14 protein-coding genes and 1 tRNA gene are annotated in these 17,708 nt (G+C 69.0%); 4 read left to right on the plus strand and 11 right to left on the minus strand.

The window, feature by feature from the left end:
- Window position 1: 1 nt before the first annotated feature.
- The 10 genes from glgX to ACY0MJ_RS16330 form a co-directional block, all read right to left on the minus strand.
- On the minus strand, window positions 2-2,185 hold the full coding sequence (gene glgX, locus ACY0MJ_RS16285) for a glycogen debranching protein GlgX (RefSeq protein ID WP_462639561.1): 2,184 nt from the start codon (window positions 2,183-2,185) through the stop codon (window positions 2-4).
- Entirely contained in the window at window positions 2,182-3,483 is a 1,302-nt protein-coding gene (locus ACY0MJ_RS16290) for a glucose-1-phosphate adenylyltransferase (protein WP_462639562.1), read from the minus strand. Before ACY0MJ_RS16290 ends, glgX begins: the two co-directional genes overlap by 4 nt.
- Complete coding sequence (gene glgB, locus ACY0MJ_RS16295) at window positions 3,470-5,404, minus strand: 1,4-alpha-glucan branching protein GlgB (protein ID WP_462639564.1); 1,935 nt, start codon at window positions 5,402-5,404, stop codon at window positions 3,470-3,472. Before glgB ends, ACY0MJ_RS16290 begins: the two co-directional genes overlap by 14 nt.
- Window positions 5,405-5,579: 175 nt before the next feature.
- Entirely contained in the window at window positions 5,580-6,293 is a 714-nt protein-coding gene (locus ACY0MJ_RS16300) for an ABC transporter ATP-binding protein (protein WP_462639565.1), read from the minus strand.
- Entirely contained in the window at window positions 6,286-7,044 is a 759-nt protein-coding gene (locus ACY0MJ_RS16305) for an ABC transporter ATP-binding protein (RefSeq protein WP_462639566.1), read from the minus strand. Before ACY0MJ_RS16305 ends, ACY0MJ_RS16300 begins: the two co-directional genes overlap by 8 nt.
- On the minus strand, window positions 7,037-8,098 hold the full coding sequence (locus ACY0MJ_RS16310; protein WP_462639567.1) for a branched-chain amino acid ABC transporter permease: 1,062 nt from the start codon (window positions 8,096-8,098) through the stop codon (window positions 7,037-7,039). The genes ACY0MJ_RS16305 and ACY0MJ_RS16310 overlap by 8 nt, the downstream gene beginning before the upstream one ends.
- A complete protein-coding gene (locus ACY0MJ_RS16315; protein WP_462639568.1) occupies window positions 8,095-8,958 on the minus strand; it encodes a branched-chain amino acid ABC transporter permease in 864 nt (287 codons plus the stop codon). Before ACY0MJ_RS16315 ends, ACY0MJ_RS16310 begins: the two co-directional genes overlap by 4 nt.
- Before the next feature lie 55 nt (window positions 8,959-9,013).
- Entirely contained in the window at window positions 9,014-10,201 is a 1,188-nt protein-coding gene (locus ACY0MJ_RS16320; protein ID WP_462639569.1) for an ABC transporter substrate-binding protein, read from the minus strand.
- A gap of 76 nt (window positions 10,202-10,277) precedes the next feature.
- Complete coding sequence (locus tag ACY0MJ_RS16325) at window positions 10,278-11,849, minus strand: benzoate-CoA ligase family protein (protein ID WP_462639570.1); 1,572 nt, start codon at window positions 11,847-11,849, stop codon at window positions 10,278-10,280.
- Between the two features lie 121 nt (window positions 11,850-11,970).
- Complete coding sequence (locus ACY0MJ_RS16330; RefSeq protein ID WP_462639571.1) at window positions 11,971-12,447, minus strand: flavodoxin domain-containing protein; 477 nt, start codon at window positions 12,445-12,447, stop codon at window positions 11,971-11,973.
- 79 nt (window positions 12,448-12,526) lie between these two features.
- Here ACY0MJ_RS16330 and ACY0MJ_RS16335 point away from each other — a divergent pair, with 79 nt between their 5' ends.
- From ACY0MJ_RS16335 to ACY0MJ_RS16350, 4 genes are all read left to right on the plus strand, one after another.
- Entirely contained in the window at window positions 12,527-13,465 is a 939-nt protein-coding gene (locus tag ACY0MJ_RS16335; protein WP_462639572.1) for a helix-turn-helix transcriptional regulator, read from the plus strand.
- Between the two features lie 5 nt (window positions 13,466-13,470).
- The gene (gene boxC / locus ACY0MJ_RS16340; protein ID WP_462639573.1) at window positions 13,471-15,165 is read left to right on the plus strand and encodes a 2,3-epoxybenzoyl-CoA dihydrolase; all 1,695 of its coding nucleotides are present in this window, start codon (window positions 13,471-13,473) and stop codon (window positions 15,163-15,165) included.
- 3 nt (window positions 15,166-15,168) lie between these two features.
- Window positions 15,169-16,593, plus strand: coding sequence for a benzoyl-CoA 2,3-epoxidase subunit BoxB (boxB, locus tag ACY0MJ_RS16345; RefSeq protein WP_462639574.1), 1,425 nt, complete (start codon window positions 15,169-15,171; stop codon window positions 16,591-16,593).
- A gap of 77 nt (window positions 16,594-16,670) precedes the next feature.
- Window positions 16,671-16,747, plus strand: a tRNA-Pro gene (locus ACY0MJ_RS16350).
- On the opposite strand, the gene ACY0MJ_RS16355 is transcribed toward ACY0MJ_RS16350, so the two are convergent.
- Window positions 16,748-17,533 (minus strand): hypothetical protein, encoded by a 786-nt coding sequence (locus tag ACY0MJ_RS16355; RefSeq protein ID WP_462639575.1) that lies wholly within the window; start codon window positions 17,531-17,533, stop codon window positions 16,748-16,750.
- Window positions 17,534-17,708: the final 175 nt, after the last annotated feature.

Below are 17,708 nucleotides of genomic sequence, written 5' to 3' on the forward strand. Positions count from 1 at the left end.
TTCACTCCTCGGGCGCCTGCGTCAGCAGGGCCATCGAATGGGACAGGAGGCGCAGCTTGGCCGGCGGCGCGTAGCAGCGCGCGTCGGCCTCCTCGAAATAGCCGTCGGGCGTGTAGATGCGCAAGGCCCACTCGCCGGTGTGGCCGGCCACGGCGGGCAGGGTGAAGATCGTGTCCTCCGCCGTGGCGTTGAACACCAGCAGCACGGAGCGGTTGACGCCCGCCCCGGAGGGCGCCGGCGCGAAGCGCGCGTCCAGCACGGCGGCGACGCAGCGCACGGCGGGATTGGTCCATTCCTCCGAAGTCATCTCGAGGCCCCAGACGCTGTACCAGACGATGTCGCGCCGGCTGTCCTCGTCGGGCTGGCCGGTGAGCCAGGCATTGTGGCGCAGCACCGGCAGTTCGCGGCGCAGCCGGATCAGCGCCTGCGTGAACGGCAGCAGCGGGTCGGCGCGGCGTTCCGGGGACCAGTCGAACCAGCTGACCTCGTTGTCCTGGCAGTAGGCGTTGTTGTTGCCGCCCTGCGTGCGGCTCATCTCGTCGCCGCCGAGCAGCAGGGGCACGCCGCGCGAGCAGAAGAGGGTGGTGAGGAAGTTGCGCTTCTGGCGCGCGCGGAAGGCGAGGATCTTCGGATCGTCCGTGGGGCCTTCCACGCCGCAGTTCCAGCTGCGGTTGTGGCTCTCGCCGTCGCGGTTGTCCTCGGCGTTCGCCTCGTTGTGCTTGTCGTTGTAGCTCACCAGGTCCTGCAGCGTGAAGCCGTCGTGCACGGTCACGAGGTTGACGCTGGCGCAGGGCCCGCGGCGCGAGTGGCGGTAGAGGTCGGCCGAGCCGCACAGCGCCGCGGCGAAGTCGCCCAGGCTGCCTTCCACGCCGCGCCAGTAGTCGCGCACGCGGTCGCGGTACTGCCCGTTCCACTCGCTCCAGCCCTGGGGGAAGCCGCCGACCTGGTAGCCGTGGTCCCCCAGGTCCCAGGGCTCGGCGACCAGCTTCGCGCGCTTGAGCACCGGGTCCTGCGCCACCGCGGAGAGGAAGGGGCCGCGGTGGTCGAAGCCGCCATGGCTGTTGCGGGCGAGCGCCGGCGCCAGGTCAAAGCGGAAGCCGTCCACGTGCATCTCGTCCACCCAGTAGCGCAGGCTGTCCATCAGCAGGCGCAGCATGGCGGGATGGCTCGCGTTGAGGGTGTTGCCGGTGCCGGTGAAGTCCAGGTAGTGGCGGTGGTCCTCGGTGAGGCGGTAGTAGCTGCGGTTGTCGATGCCCTTGAAGCACAGCGTGGGGCCGAGGTGGTTGCCCTCGCAGCTGTGGTTGTAGACGACGTCCAGGATCACCTCGAGCCCGGCCGCGTGCAGCGCCTTCACCATCTGCCGGAATTCGTTCACGTCGCCGCCGGCCAGGTAGCGCGGCTCCGGGGCGAAGAAGGCGATGCTGTTGTAGCCCCAGTAGTTCGCCAGGCCCAGGTCGATCAGCCGGCGCTCGTCGTTGAAGGCCTGCACGGGCAGCAGCTCCACCGAGGTCACGCCCAGCGACTTCAGGTGCGCGATGGCCGGCTCGCTGGCCAGCCCGGCGAAGGTGCCGCGCAGGTGCTCCGGCACCTCGGGCATCTGCTTCGTGAAGCCGCGCACGTGCACTTCGTAGAAGACGGTCTCCTCCATGGGAATGCCGGGATGCGCGTCGTCGCCCCAGTCGAAGCGCGGATCCACCACGATGCACTTGGCCGCCTGCGCGGCGTTGTCGTGCGGATCCATGTGCAGGTCGCGCTTCTCGTGGCCCAGCGGGTAGGCGTACTGCCAGGCGGCGCCGCGCAGAGGGCGGTCGATCGCCCGCGCGTACGGGTCCAGCAGGAGCTTGTGCGGATTGCAGCGCCAGCCGTGCTGCGGGTCGTAGGCCCCGTGCACGCGCAGGCCGTAGCGGGCGCCGGCGGCGAGGCCCGGGACGAAGCCGTGCCAGACGTCGTCGCTGCGGGCAGGCAGGGCGATGCGCCGCTGCTCCTCCTGGCCCTGGGCGTCGAACAGGCACACCTCCACGGCCTCGGCGCCGCTGGCGTAGACGGCGAAGTTGACGCCGTCGTCGGACAGGGTCGCCCCCAGCGGCCACGGCCGCCCGGGAGGGCAGGCGGCCGGGCTCCCGGCGGCGGCCGGTGGGGGGCTGAAGCGATGCGCGCGGGATCTGCCGACGGCTTGCGCCGTCATGCAAGCACCTCCATCCGGGGCACGGCCTCGCTGTAGCGGTTCGCTTCGTCCATGGGCGCGAGGAAGGGCGAGGTCGCGGCCTTGCGCGCGGGGAAGGCGCCCGCCGGGACGACCACGATGCCCGAGGGCGTGACGCTGAAGCGCCGGCGGTCGCGCTCCAGGTCGAAGCCGATGCTTTCCTCCGGCGGGATGTCGTTGTCCTGGTCGATGATGGCGCGCCGCACCTTGGCGCCGCGGCCGATGCGCGAGCGCTCCATGACGATGCAGTGCTCGAGCCGCGCGCCGCGCTCCACCAGCACCGAGCGGCGCAGCATCGCGTGGTCCAGCAGCGCGCCGTCGACGATGCTGCCCGAGCCGACGACCGAGCGGTTGATCACGCCGTTCTCGATCTGCGCCGATTCCGCCTGGTCGGGGCTCGCGTAGATCGGCCACTGCCTGTTGGTCATGCGGAACTTGGGCTGCGCGCCCAGCGTGTCGAAGTGCGCCTGGTAGTACGCATCGATCGTGCCGACGTCGCGCCAGTAGGCGTGCTCCTCGTAGGCCTCGGTGCCCGGGATGGTGTTGGTGGCGAAATCGTAGGCCACCAGCTTGTGCGTCTTCACCATCGAGGGCAGGATGTGCTTGCCGAAGTCGGTCTCGCCGCTCTCGTGCATGCGCTTCAGCTGCCGCAGCAGCACGTCGGCATCGAAGATGTAGTTGCCCATCGAGGCGAGGGCGTGCGTGCGGCTGCCCGGCATCGGCTCCGTCGCGCGCGGCTTCTCCTTGAAGTCCACGATCCGGTGCGCGTCGTCCACCTCCACGATGCCGAACTGGTCGCACTGGTCCAGCGGCACGGGGATCGTCGCGACGCTCGCGTGCGCGTTGCTGCGGACGTGGAAGTCGATCATCTGCCGCACGTCCATGCGGTAGATGTGGTCGGCCCCGAACACGGCCACGATGTCCGGCTGCATGCTCTCGATGAGGTGGATGTTCTGGTACACGGCGTCGGCCGTGCCCTGGAACCACGCCGGGCCGTGGCGCATCTGCGGGGGCACCACGGTGATGAAGTGCTGCGGGATGAAGCGCGCCATGGTCCAGGACTGGCGCACGTGCTCGATGAGCGACTGCGACTTGTACTGCACCAGCAGGTAGATGGAATAGATCTCCGAGTTGACGAGGTTGGACAGCACGAAGTCCACGATGCGGTGCTTGCCGTTGAAGGGCACGGCGGGCTTGCAGCGGTTGGCGGTCAGCGGATGCAGCCGGGCGCCTTCGCCGCCGGCCATCACGAAGGCCAGCACATTCCTATTGGCGGGCATGAAAGTCTCCCTGGTTCGGATCGGTCGTTGGAATGGGTCGGTTGGAAAGGATCACCGTGCCCAGGGGCGGCACGGCGACGAGGGCGCTGGCCGGCCAGCCGCCCACCGGATGGGCGGTGGCGTGCACCTGCCCGAGGTTGCCGACGCCGCTTCCGCCATAGAAGGCGGCGTCGCTGTTGAGGAGTTCATGCCAGCTCCCGGCTTCCGGCATCGCCACCCGCAGGGCGCTGCGCGGTTCCGGGGTCATGTTGCAGATCGCGACCACCTGGGCGTCGCCCGGTGCGCCGCGCCGCACGAAGGAGAGGATCGTCGGTTCGTGGTGCTCGCAGGGCAGCCAGCCGAAGCCTTCGCTGTCGAAGTCGTGCACGTGCAGGGCGGGAACGCGCCGGTAGAGCGCGTTGAGGTCCGCCACCCAGCGCGCGAGGCCGGCGTGGTAGGGGCGCGCCCACAGGTGCCAGTCGAGCGTGCGCTCGTGGTGCCATTCCTCGGCCTGCCCGAACTCGCCGCCCATGAACAGCAGCTTCTTGCCCGGGTGCGTCCACATCAGGCCGAACAGGTTGCGCAGGCCCGCGAAGCGCTGCCACTCGTCGCCGGGCTGCCGCGTGAGCAGGCTGCCCTTGCCGTACACCACCTCGTCGTGCGACAGCGGCAGGATGAAGTTCTCGTGGAAGGCGTAGACGGCGGAGAAGCGGATGTCGTCGCCGTGCCAGTGGCGGAAGAAGTGCGGCCGCGAGAAGTAGCGCAGCGTGTCGTTCATCCAGCCCATGTTCCACTTCATGCCGAAGCCCAGGCCACCCCAGTCCACCGGCCGCGAGACCGCCGGCCAGGCCGTGGACTCCTCGGCGATCATGTGGATGTCGGGGAAGTGCGCGTAGACCGAGGTGTTGAGGTCCTGCAGGAAGCGCACCGCATCGTGGTTCTGGTTGCCGCCCTGCGCGTTCGGGATCCATTCGCCGTGGCGGCGGCCGTAGTCGAGGTACAGCATCGACGCGACGGCGTCCACGCGCAGGCCGTCGAAGTGGTACTTCTCCAGCCAGAAGAGCGCGTTGCTGATCAGGAAGTCGCGCACCTCGTAGCGGCCGTAGTTGAAGATGAGGCTGTTCCACTCGGGGTGGAAGCCCAGGCGCGGGTCGTCGTGCTCGTACAGGGCGGTGCCGTCGAAGCGCGCCAGCGCGTGCGGGTCGGCCGGGAAGTGCGAGGGGACCCAGTCGAGGAAGACGCCGATGCCCTGCTGGTGCAGCGTGTCCACGAACACCATCAGGTCCTGCGGCGTGCCGTAGCGCGAGGTCGGCGCGAAGTAGCCCGTGGTCTGGTAGCCCCAGGAACCGTAGAAGGGATGCTCGGTGATGGGCATCAGCTCCACGTGCGTGAAGCCCATGTTGTGGCAGTGCACCGCGAGGCGCTGCGCCATGTCGCGGTAGTTCAGGAAGCGGCCGTCCTCCTCGCGCTGCCAGGAGCCGAGGTGGACCTCGTAGATGGAGATCGGGCTCTTGTGCGACTGGCGCTCCCAGCGCGTGCGCATCCACTCGCCGTCGCCCCACTCGTGCGACAGGTCCCAGATCTGCGAGGCCGTGCCCGGCGGGTGCTCCATGCGGAAGGCGTACGGGTCCGCCTTGTCCATCCAGTGGCCCCAGGGATTCTGGATGCGGAACTTGTAGCACTGGCCGGGGCGCGCGCCCTCGATGAAGCCGCTCCAGCGGCCGCTGCCGTCATCGAGCCGGAAGAGCGGCTCGCAGTGCCAGCCGTTGAAGCTGCCGATGACGCCGACGTTGCGGGCGTTGGGGGCCCAGACGGTGAACCAGGTCCCGCGCTCGGTCGGGTGCGCGCCCATCACCTCGAACTGGCGGTGGTGGTGGCTCGCGCGCCGCACCTCCGCCTCGACCCGTGAACTTTTCTCCTCTTTCGGCAGCTGGGGCTTCATGGCCTTCGTCATTGTGTGCAGCCCATTCTGTTGGCCGCGGCGAAGGAGCGGTGAAGGAAGCGCCGATCAAGGAGCGTAGGCCGGAACCTACACGCGCGCGGGGCCCGCGCGCGCAAGAGATCATCTGGAGGAGGCTGACGCCGAGGTGGACGCCGTCAGACGCCGAGCAGGAGGCTCAGACGCCGAGGTACTGGTCGAGCAGGTGCGGCTGCGACTGCAGCTCGGCCGAGCTGCCCTGGAACACCACCTGGCCCTTCACGAGGATGACGTTGCGGTCCGTCACCTGCGTCACGTGCTTCCAGGCCTTGTCGACGATGATGCTGGAGATGCCGCTCGCGCGGATCACGTCGCAGATGCGCCAGATCTCGCGCGCGATCAGCGGCGCGAGGCCTTCCGTGGCTTCGTCGAGGATGAGCACGTCCGGGTTGGTCATCAGCGCGCGCCCGATGGTGAGCATCTGCTGCTCGCCGCCGGACAGCTGCTGGCCGCCGTGGTGCAGGCGTTCGGCCAGGCGCGGGAAGGTGTCGAGCACGCGCTCGTAGGTCCAGTCGCGCTGGCCGGCCGTGCCGGGGCGCGCCGCCATCAGCAGGTTTTCCTTGACGCTCAGGTTGCCGAAGATGCCGCGGCCCTCGGGCACGTAGGCGACGCCCAGCTGCGCGACCTCGTAGGTCGGACGGCCCACCATGTTGCGGCCCTTCACCTCGACGGCGCCGGCGCGCGGGCACACGATGCCCATGAGCGTCTTCAGCAGCGTGCTCTTGCCCATGCCGTTGCGCCCCATGAGGCCGATGGTCTCGCCGCGGTCCACGTGGAAGTCGACGCCGCGCAGGATGTGGCTCGCGCCGTAATAGGAATGCAGGCCGCGCGCGCTGATCAGGGCTTCAGCCATGCGCCTCCTCCTCGCCGAGGTAGGCCTGCTGCACGCCGGCATCGGCGCGCACCTGCGCGGGCGTGCCGCTGGCGATCACCTGGCCGTTGACCATCACCGTCAGGTGGTCGGCCAGCGTGAACACGGCGTCCATGTCGTGTTCCACGAGCATCATGGCGTGTTCCTTCTTCAGGCGCAGCAGCAGCTCCACCATGCGTTCCGCTTCGGCCGTGCCCATGCCGGCGAGCGGCTCGTCGAGCAGCAGGACCTGCGGGTCGGTGGCGAGCGTCATCGCGATCTCCAGCTGGCGCTGCTCGCCGTGGCTGGCGGCGCCCGCCACGTGGTCGCGGCGGGCCTGCAGGCCGGCGAGTTCGAGCGCGCGCTCGGCCCGCGTGTTGGCCTCCGGCAGGCTGGCGGCGGAACGCAGCCAGCGCAGGGCGTGCGGCGTGCGCGACTGCGCGGCGAGGCGGATGTTCTCCCACACCGTGAAGGGCTGGAAGATGTTGGTCTTCTGGTAGCTGCGGCCCAGTCCCGCGCGCGAGATGCGCTCCGGGCTCCAGCCGGTCACGTCGCGGCCGGCGAGCGTCACCGTGCCCGTGGTCGGCTCCAGGTCGCCGGACAGCAGGTTGGTCAGCGTCGACTTGCCGGCGCCATTCGGCCCGATGACCGCATGGATGCGTTCGCGCCAGAGGTCCAGCGTCACGTCGTTCACGGCGGCGAGGCCGCCGAAGCGCCTGGTGAGCGCGCGGGCGGAGAGCAGGGCTTCAGCCATGGCTGCGCTCCTCTTCCAGCTCCACGGGCGCGGCCGGGGCCGCGCGTTCGCGCCGGCGCAGCGCGCGTTCCATCAGGCCCAGCAGCCCGCGGGGCGCGAACACCACCACCAGCACGATGAACAGGCCCACCCACAGCTGCCAGTGCTTGCCGGCGTTGAACCCGCCGACGGTGGGCAGGTCCTTGGCGGCGTGCAGGATGTACTCGAAGGCGAAGGCGCCGACGATGGCGCCGGCGAAGTTGCCCATGCCGCCGAGGATGACCATCATGATCGCGTGCGCGCTCATGTGGAATCCCATCAGCTCGGGGTTCACGAAGCCGGTCTGCGCGCCCCACAGGTAGCCCGCGAGCCCCGCCAGCGCCCCGGCCAGCGTGAAGGCCGCCAGCTTGTACCCGAAGGTGCCGAAGCCCACGGCGCGCATGCGGTGCTCGTTGACGCGGATGCCCGCCAGCGCGCGCCCGAAGGGGCTGAACAGCAGCCGGCGCAGGAACAGGTAGACCAGCACCAGCGTGCCCAGGGTGAAGTAATAGAAGACGCGCTTGTTCTCCAGGTCCAGCAGCGAAGCCACCGTGCCATCGCCGGGCACCAGCACCGGCTTGAAGTTGATGTAGATGCCGTCGGAGCCGCCCAGCACCTTGTTGTCGAAGAACAGGTAGAACACCATCTGCGCGAAGGCCATGGTGACCATGATGAAGTAGATGCCGCGGGTGCGGACCACGAAGAAGCCGATCACCAGCGCGGCGAGGCCCGAGGCGGCCACGGCCGCCGGCAGCGTCCACCACAGGCTCACCGGCTCGCCCTGCGGCGTGAGGAAGGCGAGCGCGTAGCCGGCGATTCCGAAGAAGGCCGCGTGGCCGAGCGACACCAGCCCGGTGACGCCCTGCAGCAGGTCGAGGCTCATGGCGAAGATCGCCAGGATCATCATGCGCGCGACCACCTGGGCGTAGAAGTCGGTGCCGACGAAGGGAAAGGCGAGCAGGGCGACGAGGCCCAGCGCCAGCGCGGCCTGCAGGCCGCGCGGCAGCCGCTCGATGTTGGCGGAAACCATGCTCATTTCTGGAACAGCCCTTCCGGCTTCCACAGCAGCACGGCCGCCATGAGCATGTAGACCAGCATGCCGGCGAGGGAGGGCAGCAGCACCTTGCCGAAGGTGTCCACCAGCCCCACCAGCAGGGCCGAGATAAGCGCCCCGCGCACGGAGCCGATGCCGCCGATCACCACCACCACGAAGCACATGATCAGCACCTGCGAGCCCATGTTCGGGTACACGCTGGAAATGGGCGCGGCGATCATGCCGGCGATGCTGGCCAGGCCCACGCCCAGCGCGAACACGACGGCGTGGATCAGCTTCACGTTGACGCCGAGCGCCTCGGTCATCTGGTGGTTGAAGGCGCCGGCGCGGATCTTCATGCCCAGGCGCGTGCGCGAGATCGTGAGGTACAGGCCCAGCGCGATCAGCACGCAGAGGCCGGACATGAACAGCCGGTACACGGGGTAGGAGAGGGTGTCGGTCAGCGGGATGGAGGCCGAGAGCAGTTCCGGCACCGGCACGCCGTGCACGTCGTCGCCCCACAGGATGGAGCGCATCTCCTCGAAGATGTAGATCAGGCCGAAGGTGAGCAGCACCTGGTCCAGGTGGTCGCGGTGGTAGAAGTGGCGGAACAGCACGCGTTCGAGCACCAGGCCGAACAGCACCGAGAGCGCCGTGCCCAGCACGATGGCCAGCGCCAGGCTGCCGGTCTGGCCGGCGAGCGACCACGCGAGGTAGGCGCCCAGCATGTAGAAGCTGCCGTGCGCGAGGTTCACCACGCCCATGATCCCGAAGATCAGCGTCAGGCCGGCGGCCAGCATGAACAGCAGCAGCCCGTACTGGACGCTGTTGAGGAGCTGGATGAGGAAATTGGCGAGGTCCATACGTGAAAAGGGGCCAGGCGCTGGGCCCTGGCCCCCGATGCCTGGAGGGAAAGCCTCAGGCCATCTTGCAGCCGGCGCCCGAATCCGACAGCGCCTTCGCGGCGATGCCGATCACCTTGTTGTCCTTGTTTTCGACGCGGCGCAGGTACATGTCCTGGATCGGGTTGTGGGCCTTGCTCATGGTCCACTTGCCGCGCGGGCTGTCGATGGTCTGCGTCTCCAGCGCCTTGTACAGGGCCTTCTTGTTGCCGAAGTCGCCCTTGACCGCCTTCATGCCCTGCGCCAGCAGCAGGCCGGTGTCGTAGCCCTGCACGGCGTACACGTCCGGCTGCATCTTGAACTGCGTGGCGTAGGCGGTGCGGAACTGGCGGTTGCGCGGCGTGTCCAGCGAGTCCGCGTAGTGCATCGTGGTCATGATGCCCTCGGCGGCCGGGCCGGCGGCGTCCAGCACGCCCTCGGTCAGGAAGCCCGAGCCCCACAGCGGGATCTTGTCCTTCAGGCCCGCGGCGGCGTAGTCGCGGATGAACTTGGCGGCGCCGCCGCCCGCGAAGAAGCAGGCCACGGCGTCGGGGCGCAGCGAGGCGATCTCGGTGAGCAGCGCCTGGAATTCCACATTCGGGAAGGGCAGGCCCAGCTTCTTGACGATGGTGCCGCCGGCCTTGGTGTAGCTGTCGCGGAAGCCCTCGAAGGCCTCCTCGCCGGCCGCGTAGTTCCAGGTGATCCACACGGCCTTCTTCAGGCCCCGGTCCATCATGGGCTTGCCCAGGGCCAGCGTCGGCTGGCTGTTGGTGAACGAGGTGCGGAACACGTTGGGCGCGCACAGGGCCCGGGTGGCGGCGTGGACGCCGGCGTTGGGGATCAGGCTCAGCACGCCCGAATCGCGCGCCACGCGCTGGATGCCCATCTGCACGCCGGAGTGCACGGTGCCGATCAGCACGTCGACCTTGTCGCGCTGGACCAGCTTGTTGGCGTTCTCCACGCCCTTGGACGGCTCGGACTCGTCGTCCACCTTGAACCATTCGATCTCGCGGCCGCCGAGCTTGCCGCCCTGTTCGGCGATGGCCATGCGCACGCCATTCTCGATGGCGACGCCCAGCTGCGCGTAGGTGCCCGTGTAGGGCAGCATGAAGCCCACGCGCAGGCGGTCGGACTGCGCGCGCACGATCTGCGGCAGCAGCAGGCCGGTGGAGGCCGCGCCCACGAGGGCGGCACCGCGGGAGAGGACGAGGCGGCGGGTGGTCATGAATGCTCCTTCATTGTGATTCGTTGCGGCCTGCATTCTCCGCGAACGCGGCAGGCTCGCGCCACATGGCTTTCCCTCAGGCTTCGGCCGCGCGCAGCTTGAAGCGCTGGATCTTGCCGGTTGCCGTCTTGGGCAGTTCCGGCACGAAGGCGATCCAGCGCGGGTACTTGTAGGGCGCGAGGCGCGTCTTCACGTGCGCCTGCAGGTCCTCCGCCGAGGCCTGCTGCCCGGGCTTCAGCACCACGTAAGCCTTGGGCTTCACCAGGCCCTCGTGGTCGGCGACGCCGATCACGGCGGCCTCCAGCACGCTGGCGTGCGTCATCAGGCAGGCCTCGACCTCGAAGGGCGAGACGTAGATGCCGCCGACCTTCAGCATGTCGTCGCTGCGGCCCCCGTAGGTGTAGTAGCCGTCGGCGTCGCGCGTGTACTTGTCGCCGCTGCGCGTCCACTCGCCGCAGAAGGTCGCCTTGGTCTTGGCGCGGTTGTTCCAGTACATCAGGGCCGCGCTCGGGCCGCTGATCTGCAGCTCGCCGATCTCGCCGTCGCCGCACTCGCGGCCGTCGTCGCCGACGATGCGCAGCTCGTAGCCCGGCACCGGCTGGCCGGTCGTGCCGTAGCGCACCTGCCCCGGGCGGTTCGACAGGAAGATGTGCAGCATCTCGGTGGAGCCGATGCCGTCCAGGATCTCGCAGCCGTAGTCGCCGGTCCAGCGCTGGCCGATCTCCGCCGGCAGCGCCTCGCCGGCGCTGGTGCACACGCGCAACTTCAGCTCCTTCTTCTTCGGCCGCTCCGCGTCCGCGAGCAGCGAGGCGTACAGCGTCGGCACGCCGTAGAACACCGTGGGCTGGTGTTCCTTCAGGACGCGAAAGACCTCCGCCGGCGTGGGCCGGCCCGGCAGCAGCACCGCCGTGGCGCCCACGCTCATGGGGAAGGTGAGCGAGTTGCCCAGGCCGTAGGCGAAGAACAGTTTCGCGGCGGAGAAGACGACATCGTCCTCGCGGATGCCCAGCACCGCGCGGCCATAGAGTTCCGCCGTCTGCACCAGGTGGCTGTGCAGGTGCACGGTGCCCTTGGGCGCGCCGGTGGAGCCGCTGGAATAGAGCCAGAAGCAGGCGTCGTCGCTGCAGGTGCCCGCGACTTCGCTGTCGGCCGCCCCGGAGGCGACCAGGCGGGCGACCGAGTGCTCGCCGTCGTCGCCGGCGACGAAGACCTGCTTGAGCGTGGAGATCGTGCCCACCAGCGGCTCGAAGGCGGGCAGCAGCGGCCTGGAGACGAACAGGGCCTGCGCGCGCGAGTCGCGCAGCATGAACTCGAAGTCCTTCGTCGTGAGCAGGGTGTTGGCGGCGATCGGCACGACGCCGGCGAGGATGCAGCCCAGGAAGACCACGGGCCACTCCAGCGTGTCCAGCATGGCGACCATCACGCGCGCCTCGGGGGCGAAGCCGCGCTGGCGCAGGGCCGAGGCGAAGCGGTGCGCCTGTTCCTCGAGCTGGCCGTAGGTGAGTTGCGCGCCGGTGGCGGCGTCGATGAAGGCGGGCTTGCCGGAGCGGGCGGCGTTGCGGCGCAGGAGGTCGTGCGCGGCGTTGTAGTCGCGCGGGATCTCCACGCGCGGGGGGCGGGTGCTGTGGTCGGCGTGGCTCAGGTGCATTGTTGTCTCCTTCGTTCTGTCCCTTTGTCATTGCGGCCTCGAGCCGCAATCCAGGACCGTGGCGCGCCACGGTGGATCCCGGGTCAAGCCCGGGATGACATGCTTCCCCGGGATGACAAGCTCAGGCCGTGGCCCTGGTCATCGCCGGAATCGCTTCCTTCTCCAGCCATTCCCGGCACCAGGCCGTGCCCAGTTCCTCCGGCATGGTGCCCGCACTGGCGTCGTGGCACCAGACCTCGCCGATGCGCTGGGCGCCGAGGCCCTGCAGGCGTTCATCGAACTTCTTGCCGCCGAAGCAGAAGGTCTGGGTGTAGGTGCGGTCGCCGAGCGCGATCACGCCGTAGCGGACCGTGCCCAGGAACTTCGGGTTGGCGTCCAGCGACTCGTAGAGCGCCCGCGCGTTGTCGGGCACGTCGCCGGAACCGTAGGTGGAGGTGCAGATGAGGTATAGCGCATCTTCGTCGAAGACGGCGATGTCCTGCCCGTCCATCATCACGATGTCGACCTCGTCCACGAGGTCGGCGCAATCCATCTGGATGGCCTGGGCGACGTAGTCGGCCGTGCTGGTCATGGTGCCGACGAGGATCTTGAGCTTCATGGATTTCCGATCACATGCAGTAAACTGCTTGACACTGAGCTTGCAGGAAGTATAGTGCAATCTTGATCCAGCGCAAGCTTTGCTTCAAAACCAACCCGCCATGCAGCCCGTGACCGACACCGAACACCGCGAAGTCGCCGAACTCGGCGCCCGGGTGCGGGCCTGGCGCGCGCGGCGGGGCATGACGCGCAAGCAGCTCGCCGCCGACTCCGGCCTGTCGGAGCGCTTCCTCGCCGACGTCGAGGCCGGCAAGGGCAATGTCTCCATGTATTCGCTGGAGGCCGCGGCCCGGGCCCTGAACATCACCGTGCTGGACCTGATGCAGGACGCGCCGCGTCCGGCGCTCGCCCGCATCCACAGCCTGCTCGGACGCCTGGACGACGCCCAGCTGGACCAGGCCCATGCGCTGCTCGCCACGCACTTCGGCCTGGCGGACGCGCGCGGGCGCGAACAGCGCATCGCCCTCGTGGGCCTGCGCGGCGCCGGCAAGACGACGCTGGGCGCGCAGCTCGCGGGGCAGCGCGGCGTGCCCTTCGTGGAACTCGATCGCGAGATCGAGCGCGAGGCCGGCACCAGCATGAACGAGATCCTGCTGCTGCACGGCCAGTCCGGCTACCGCCGCTACGAGCGCCGCGCGCTGCTGCGCATCGCCGAGGAGCACGCCGAGGGCGTGGTCATGACCACCGGCGGCAGCATCGTGAGCGAGCGCGAGACCTTCGACCTCCTGCAGAGCCACTTCTACTGCGTGTGGGTCAAGGCCAGCCCCGAGGAACACATGAGCCGCGTCGTCGCCCAGGGCGACCTGCGGCCCTTCAACACGCAGGGCGAGGGCGAGCTCCCCCGCAACGCGATGGGCGAGGCGCTGGAGGACATCCGCCGCATCCTCGCCAGCCGCGAAGCCCTGTATGCGCGCGCCGACGCCGTGGTGGACACCGCCGCCCGCAGCGTCAAGCAATCCCTGAAAGACCTGGAGCGGGCCGTCCCCGCGCCGCAAGCCCTGACCCTGGAGACCCGATGAACGCCATGACCGAACCCCTGCTGTTCAAGCAGGTGCTGGCCGGAGAGGAGCGCGAGCTCGTGAGCTTCGCCACCCACCCGTCCCGCTACCGCCACTGGAGGCTGTCCGTAGAGGGCGACGTCGCGCGCCTGAAGCTGGACATCGACGAGGACGGCGGCCTCAAGCCCGGCTACAAGCTCAAGCTGAACAGCTACGACCTCGGCGTCGACATCGAGCTGCACGACGCGCTGAACCGCATCCGCTTCGAGCACCCGGCCGTGAAGGTGGTCGTGTTCGAGAGCGGCAAGGACCGCATCTGGTGCTCCGGCGCCAACATCTACATGCTGGGCCTGTCCACGCACGCCTGGAAGGTGAACTTCTGCAAGTTCACCAACGAGACCCGCAACGGCCTGGAGGACTCCTCGCGCAACGAGGGCCTGAAGTCCATCGCGGCCGTGACCGGCGCCTGCGCGGGCGGCGGCTACGAGCTCGCGCTGGCCTGCGACCGCATCGTGATGGTGGACGACCGCTCCTCCACCGTGAGCCTGCCGGAAGTGCCGCTGCTGGGCGTGCTGCCCGGCACCGGCGGCCTCACGCGCGTGACCGACAAGCGCAAGGTGCGCCGGGATCTCGCCGACATCTTCTGCACGACCAGCGAAGGCGTGCGCGCCGACCGCGCCCGCGACTGGAAGCTGATCGACGCCTACGCCAAGCCGCAGGCCTTCGGCGCGCTGGTGGACTCCGAAGTGGCGGCGCTGCGCGGCCAGTCCACCCGCCAGGGCCCGGAGCAGGGCATCGAATTGACGCCGTTGAAGGCGAAGATCGACGACCAGGGCTACCACTACGACGTGGTGGACGTGCAGATCGACCGCGCCACGCGCATCGCGACGCTGACGGTGAACGCGCCCAAGGCGGCGATCGAGTCCACGCCCGAGGCGATCGTCGCGGCCGGCGTGAAGTGGTGGCCGCTGCAGTTCGCCCGCGAGCTGGACGACGCCATCCTGAACCTGCGCACCAACGAGCTGGAGATCGGCACCTGGGTGCTCAAGACCCGCGGCGACGCCAACCTCGTCCTGCAGGCCGACGCCACGCTCGGGAAGCTGAAGGACCACTGGCTCGTGCGCGAGACGCTCGGCGCGCTGCGCCGCACGCTCGCCCGCCTGGACGTCACCAGCCGCTCGCTGATCGCGCTGGTGGACGAGGGCTCCTGCTTTGCCGGTACGCTGTACGAACTGGCCCTGGCCTGCGACCGCATCTACATGCTGGACCTGCCCGATGCGCCCGACGCCGCGCCGGCCCTGCGCCTGTCGCCCGCCAACTTCGGCCGCTACCCGGAGGTGAACGGCCTCACGCGCCTGCAGACCCGCTTCAACGAGGACGAAGCCACCATCGCGCAGCTGCAGGGCCTGCAGGACAGCCCGCTGCGCGCCGACCAGGCGCTGGGCCTGGGCCTGGTGACGCTGACGCCCGACGACATCGACTGGGACGACGAGATCCGGCTGATGCTGGAAGAGCGCGCGTCGCTGTCGCCCGATGCGCTGACCGGGATGGAAGCGTCGCTGCGCTTCCCCGGCAAGGAAACCATGGAGACCCGCGTCTTCGGCCGCCTCTCGGCCTGGCAGAACTGGATCTTCATCCGCCCGAACGCGGTGGGCGAGGACGGCGCGCTGAAGCTGTTCGGCACCGGCAAGAAGGCGAAATTCGACTGGAAGAGGGTTTAAGACATGAGCACGATCGACCTGCAAGCGAAGATCCCCAACAACGTCGACCTGGCCGACAACCGCCAGCTGCAGCGTGCCCTCGAGCACTGGCAGCCCGCCTTCCTGCGCTGGTGGGACGAGATGGGCCCGAGCGACTTCAAGGCCAAGGACGTCTACCTGCGCACCGCCGTCGGCGTCGACGCGCAGGGCTGGGCGCAGTACGGCTACACGCCCATGCCCGACTACCGCTGGGGCATCTTCCTGGCCGACCGGCAGCAGGACCGCAAGATCGGCTTCGGCGACTTCATGGGCCAGGACGCCTGGCAGGAAGTGCCCGGCGAGTTCCGCTCGACCTTCCGCCGCCTGATCGTGACGCAGGGCGACACCGAGCCCGCCTCCGTCGAACAGCAGCGCCTGCTGGGCCACACGGCGCCTTCGCTCTACGACCTGCGCAACCTGTTCCAGGTGAACGTGGAAGAGGGCCGCCACCTGTGGGCCATGGTCTACCTGCTGCACGCCTACTTCGGCCGCGACGGCCGCGAGGAGGCCGAGGAGCTGCTGGAGCGCCACTCCGGCGACCCGGACAAGCCGCGCATCCTGGGTACCTTCAACGAGCCCATGGACAACTGGCTGTCCTTCTTCATGTTCACCTACTTCACCGACCGCGACGGCAAGTTCCAGCTGAAGTCGCTGGCCGAGAGCGCCTTCGACCCGCTGTCGCGCACCTGCCAGTTCATGCTGACGGAGGAAGCGCACCACATGTTCGTGGGCGAGACCGGCGTCGGCCGCGTCATCAAGCGCACGCTGGAAGTGATGAAGGAGCTGGACACCGACGACTGGAAGAAGATCCGCAACGCCGGCGCCATCGACCTGCCGACGATCCAGAAGTTCATGAACTTCTGGTTCACCAGCTCGCTGGACCTGTTCGGCTCGGAGTCGTCCTCCAACGCGGCCAACTACTTCAGCAACGGCATCAAGGGCCGGCCGGACGAGTCCCGCTTCGCCGACCACGTGGAGACCGGCACCACCATGGTGATCCAGGTGCCGGACGGCCAGGGCGGCGTGCGCGACGAGGAGATCGCCGTGCGCAACGGCATCAACGAGATCACGCGCCTGGAATACGCCAAGGACTGCAACGTCGGCGTGACCCGCTGGAACATGCTGGTGAAGAAGTCCGGCGTGGACTTCCAGTTCAAGCTGCCGTCGACGCGCTTCCGCCGCAGCGTGGGCGCCTGGGCCGGCCTGCACACGGACCCGCAGGGCAACCCGATCAGCGCCGCGGAATTCGAGGCGCGCAAGGCCGAATGGCTGCCCGTGGAAGACGACATCCGCTTCGTCAAGAGCCTGATGCAGCGCGTCACCGAGCCCGGCAAGATGGCCGCGTGGATCGCGCCGCCGGACCGCGGGATCAACGCCCAGCCGGTGGACTACGAGTACGTGAAGCTCTGAACCTCGTCCCCTCCGTCATCCTCGCGAAGGCGAGGACCCAGGGCTTCCAGGCCCCCCGCCGGTAGAATGCGCCGGATCGGAGCGTAGCGCAGTTTGGTAGCGCATCTGGTTTGGGACCAGAGGGTCGCAGGTTCGAATCCTGTCGCTCCGACCATCACGGCGCCGCCGGCAGCGGCGCGACCTCGGCATACACGCTCAGGAACTCGGCGCCGCGCCGGTCGCGGCCGCCCGAGAGGTGGCCCAGGGGCAGCGGCCCCAGGACCTGCAACTGGTCTTCCAGCGCCCGCGCCGGCACGCCGAAGTGGCTGGCCGCCTGCCGCAGGCTGCCCGCCGCTTCCTGGACCTGCAGGCCCGCCGCATACAGGTTGATATCGAAGGACCGGCGCGGATTGCCGGTTTCGGATGCATCCAGATACAGGAAGGCGGCGTCCGGGCGCCGCCGCGCCGCCATCCGCACGATGGCGCGCGCCGGCTCCAGCGCGCTCGCCTCGTCCTGCGCCGGGTAGGCGGCCGCCATGCGTAGCAGCACCTCGCGCGACGCGAGCAGCGGGTGGCAGACGTAGCGCGCCTCCTCGTGCCGGCCCGGCTGCGCCGCGCTCCATTTCACGCCGAAGTGCAGCACCTGCGGTGAGCGGTCGCCGGCGCGCACGCGCGCGCGCACCTCGTCCCAGAACTCGAGATACGCCTTGTACAGCGGGGGCCCGCCGGCTTCCTCGCAGGCGAGGAACACGGCGTTGGCGCGCGGCAGCTGCGCCTCGAGCAGCGCGCGGCCCGCGGGGGGAAGGCCCAGCTCCTCGCAGAGCCCGAACAGGGCCTGCGCATCGAGCCCCGCGGCATGCAGCCCGACCAGCAGCCGGTCGGCCACCAGCCGCCCCGGCACCAGCTTGAACGACTGCTCGCGGCCGAAGGGCCGCCGCAGTTCCTGCGCGCGAATAAGCAATTCCTCCCAGCCTCGCAAGACCGCGCGTCGAAAAACAGGCCCCGAATTCAATTGCATTTGTATGAAATTGAAATCCACGTAGAGATTCACAACCGGTTCGCCTATAAAAAGGCGTCGGCCCGATGGTCGCGTCGACTGTAAGTCGAATGTCCGGCACCCCACAACAACTCCATGG

The sequence above is a fragment of the Ramlibacter sp. bp-362 genome (genome assembly GCF_054956735.1).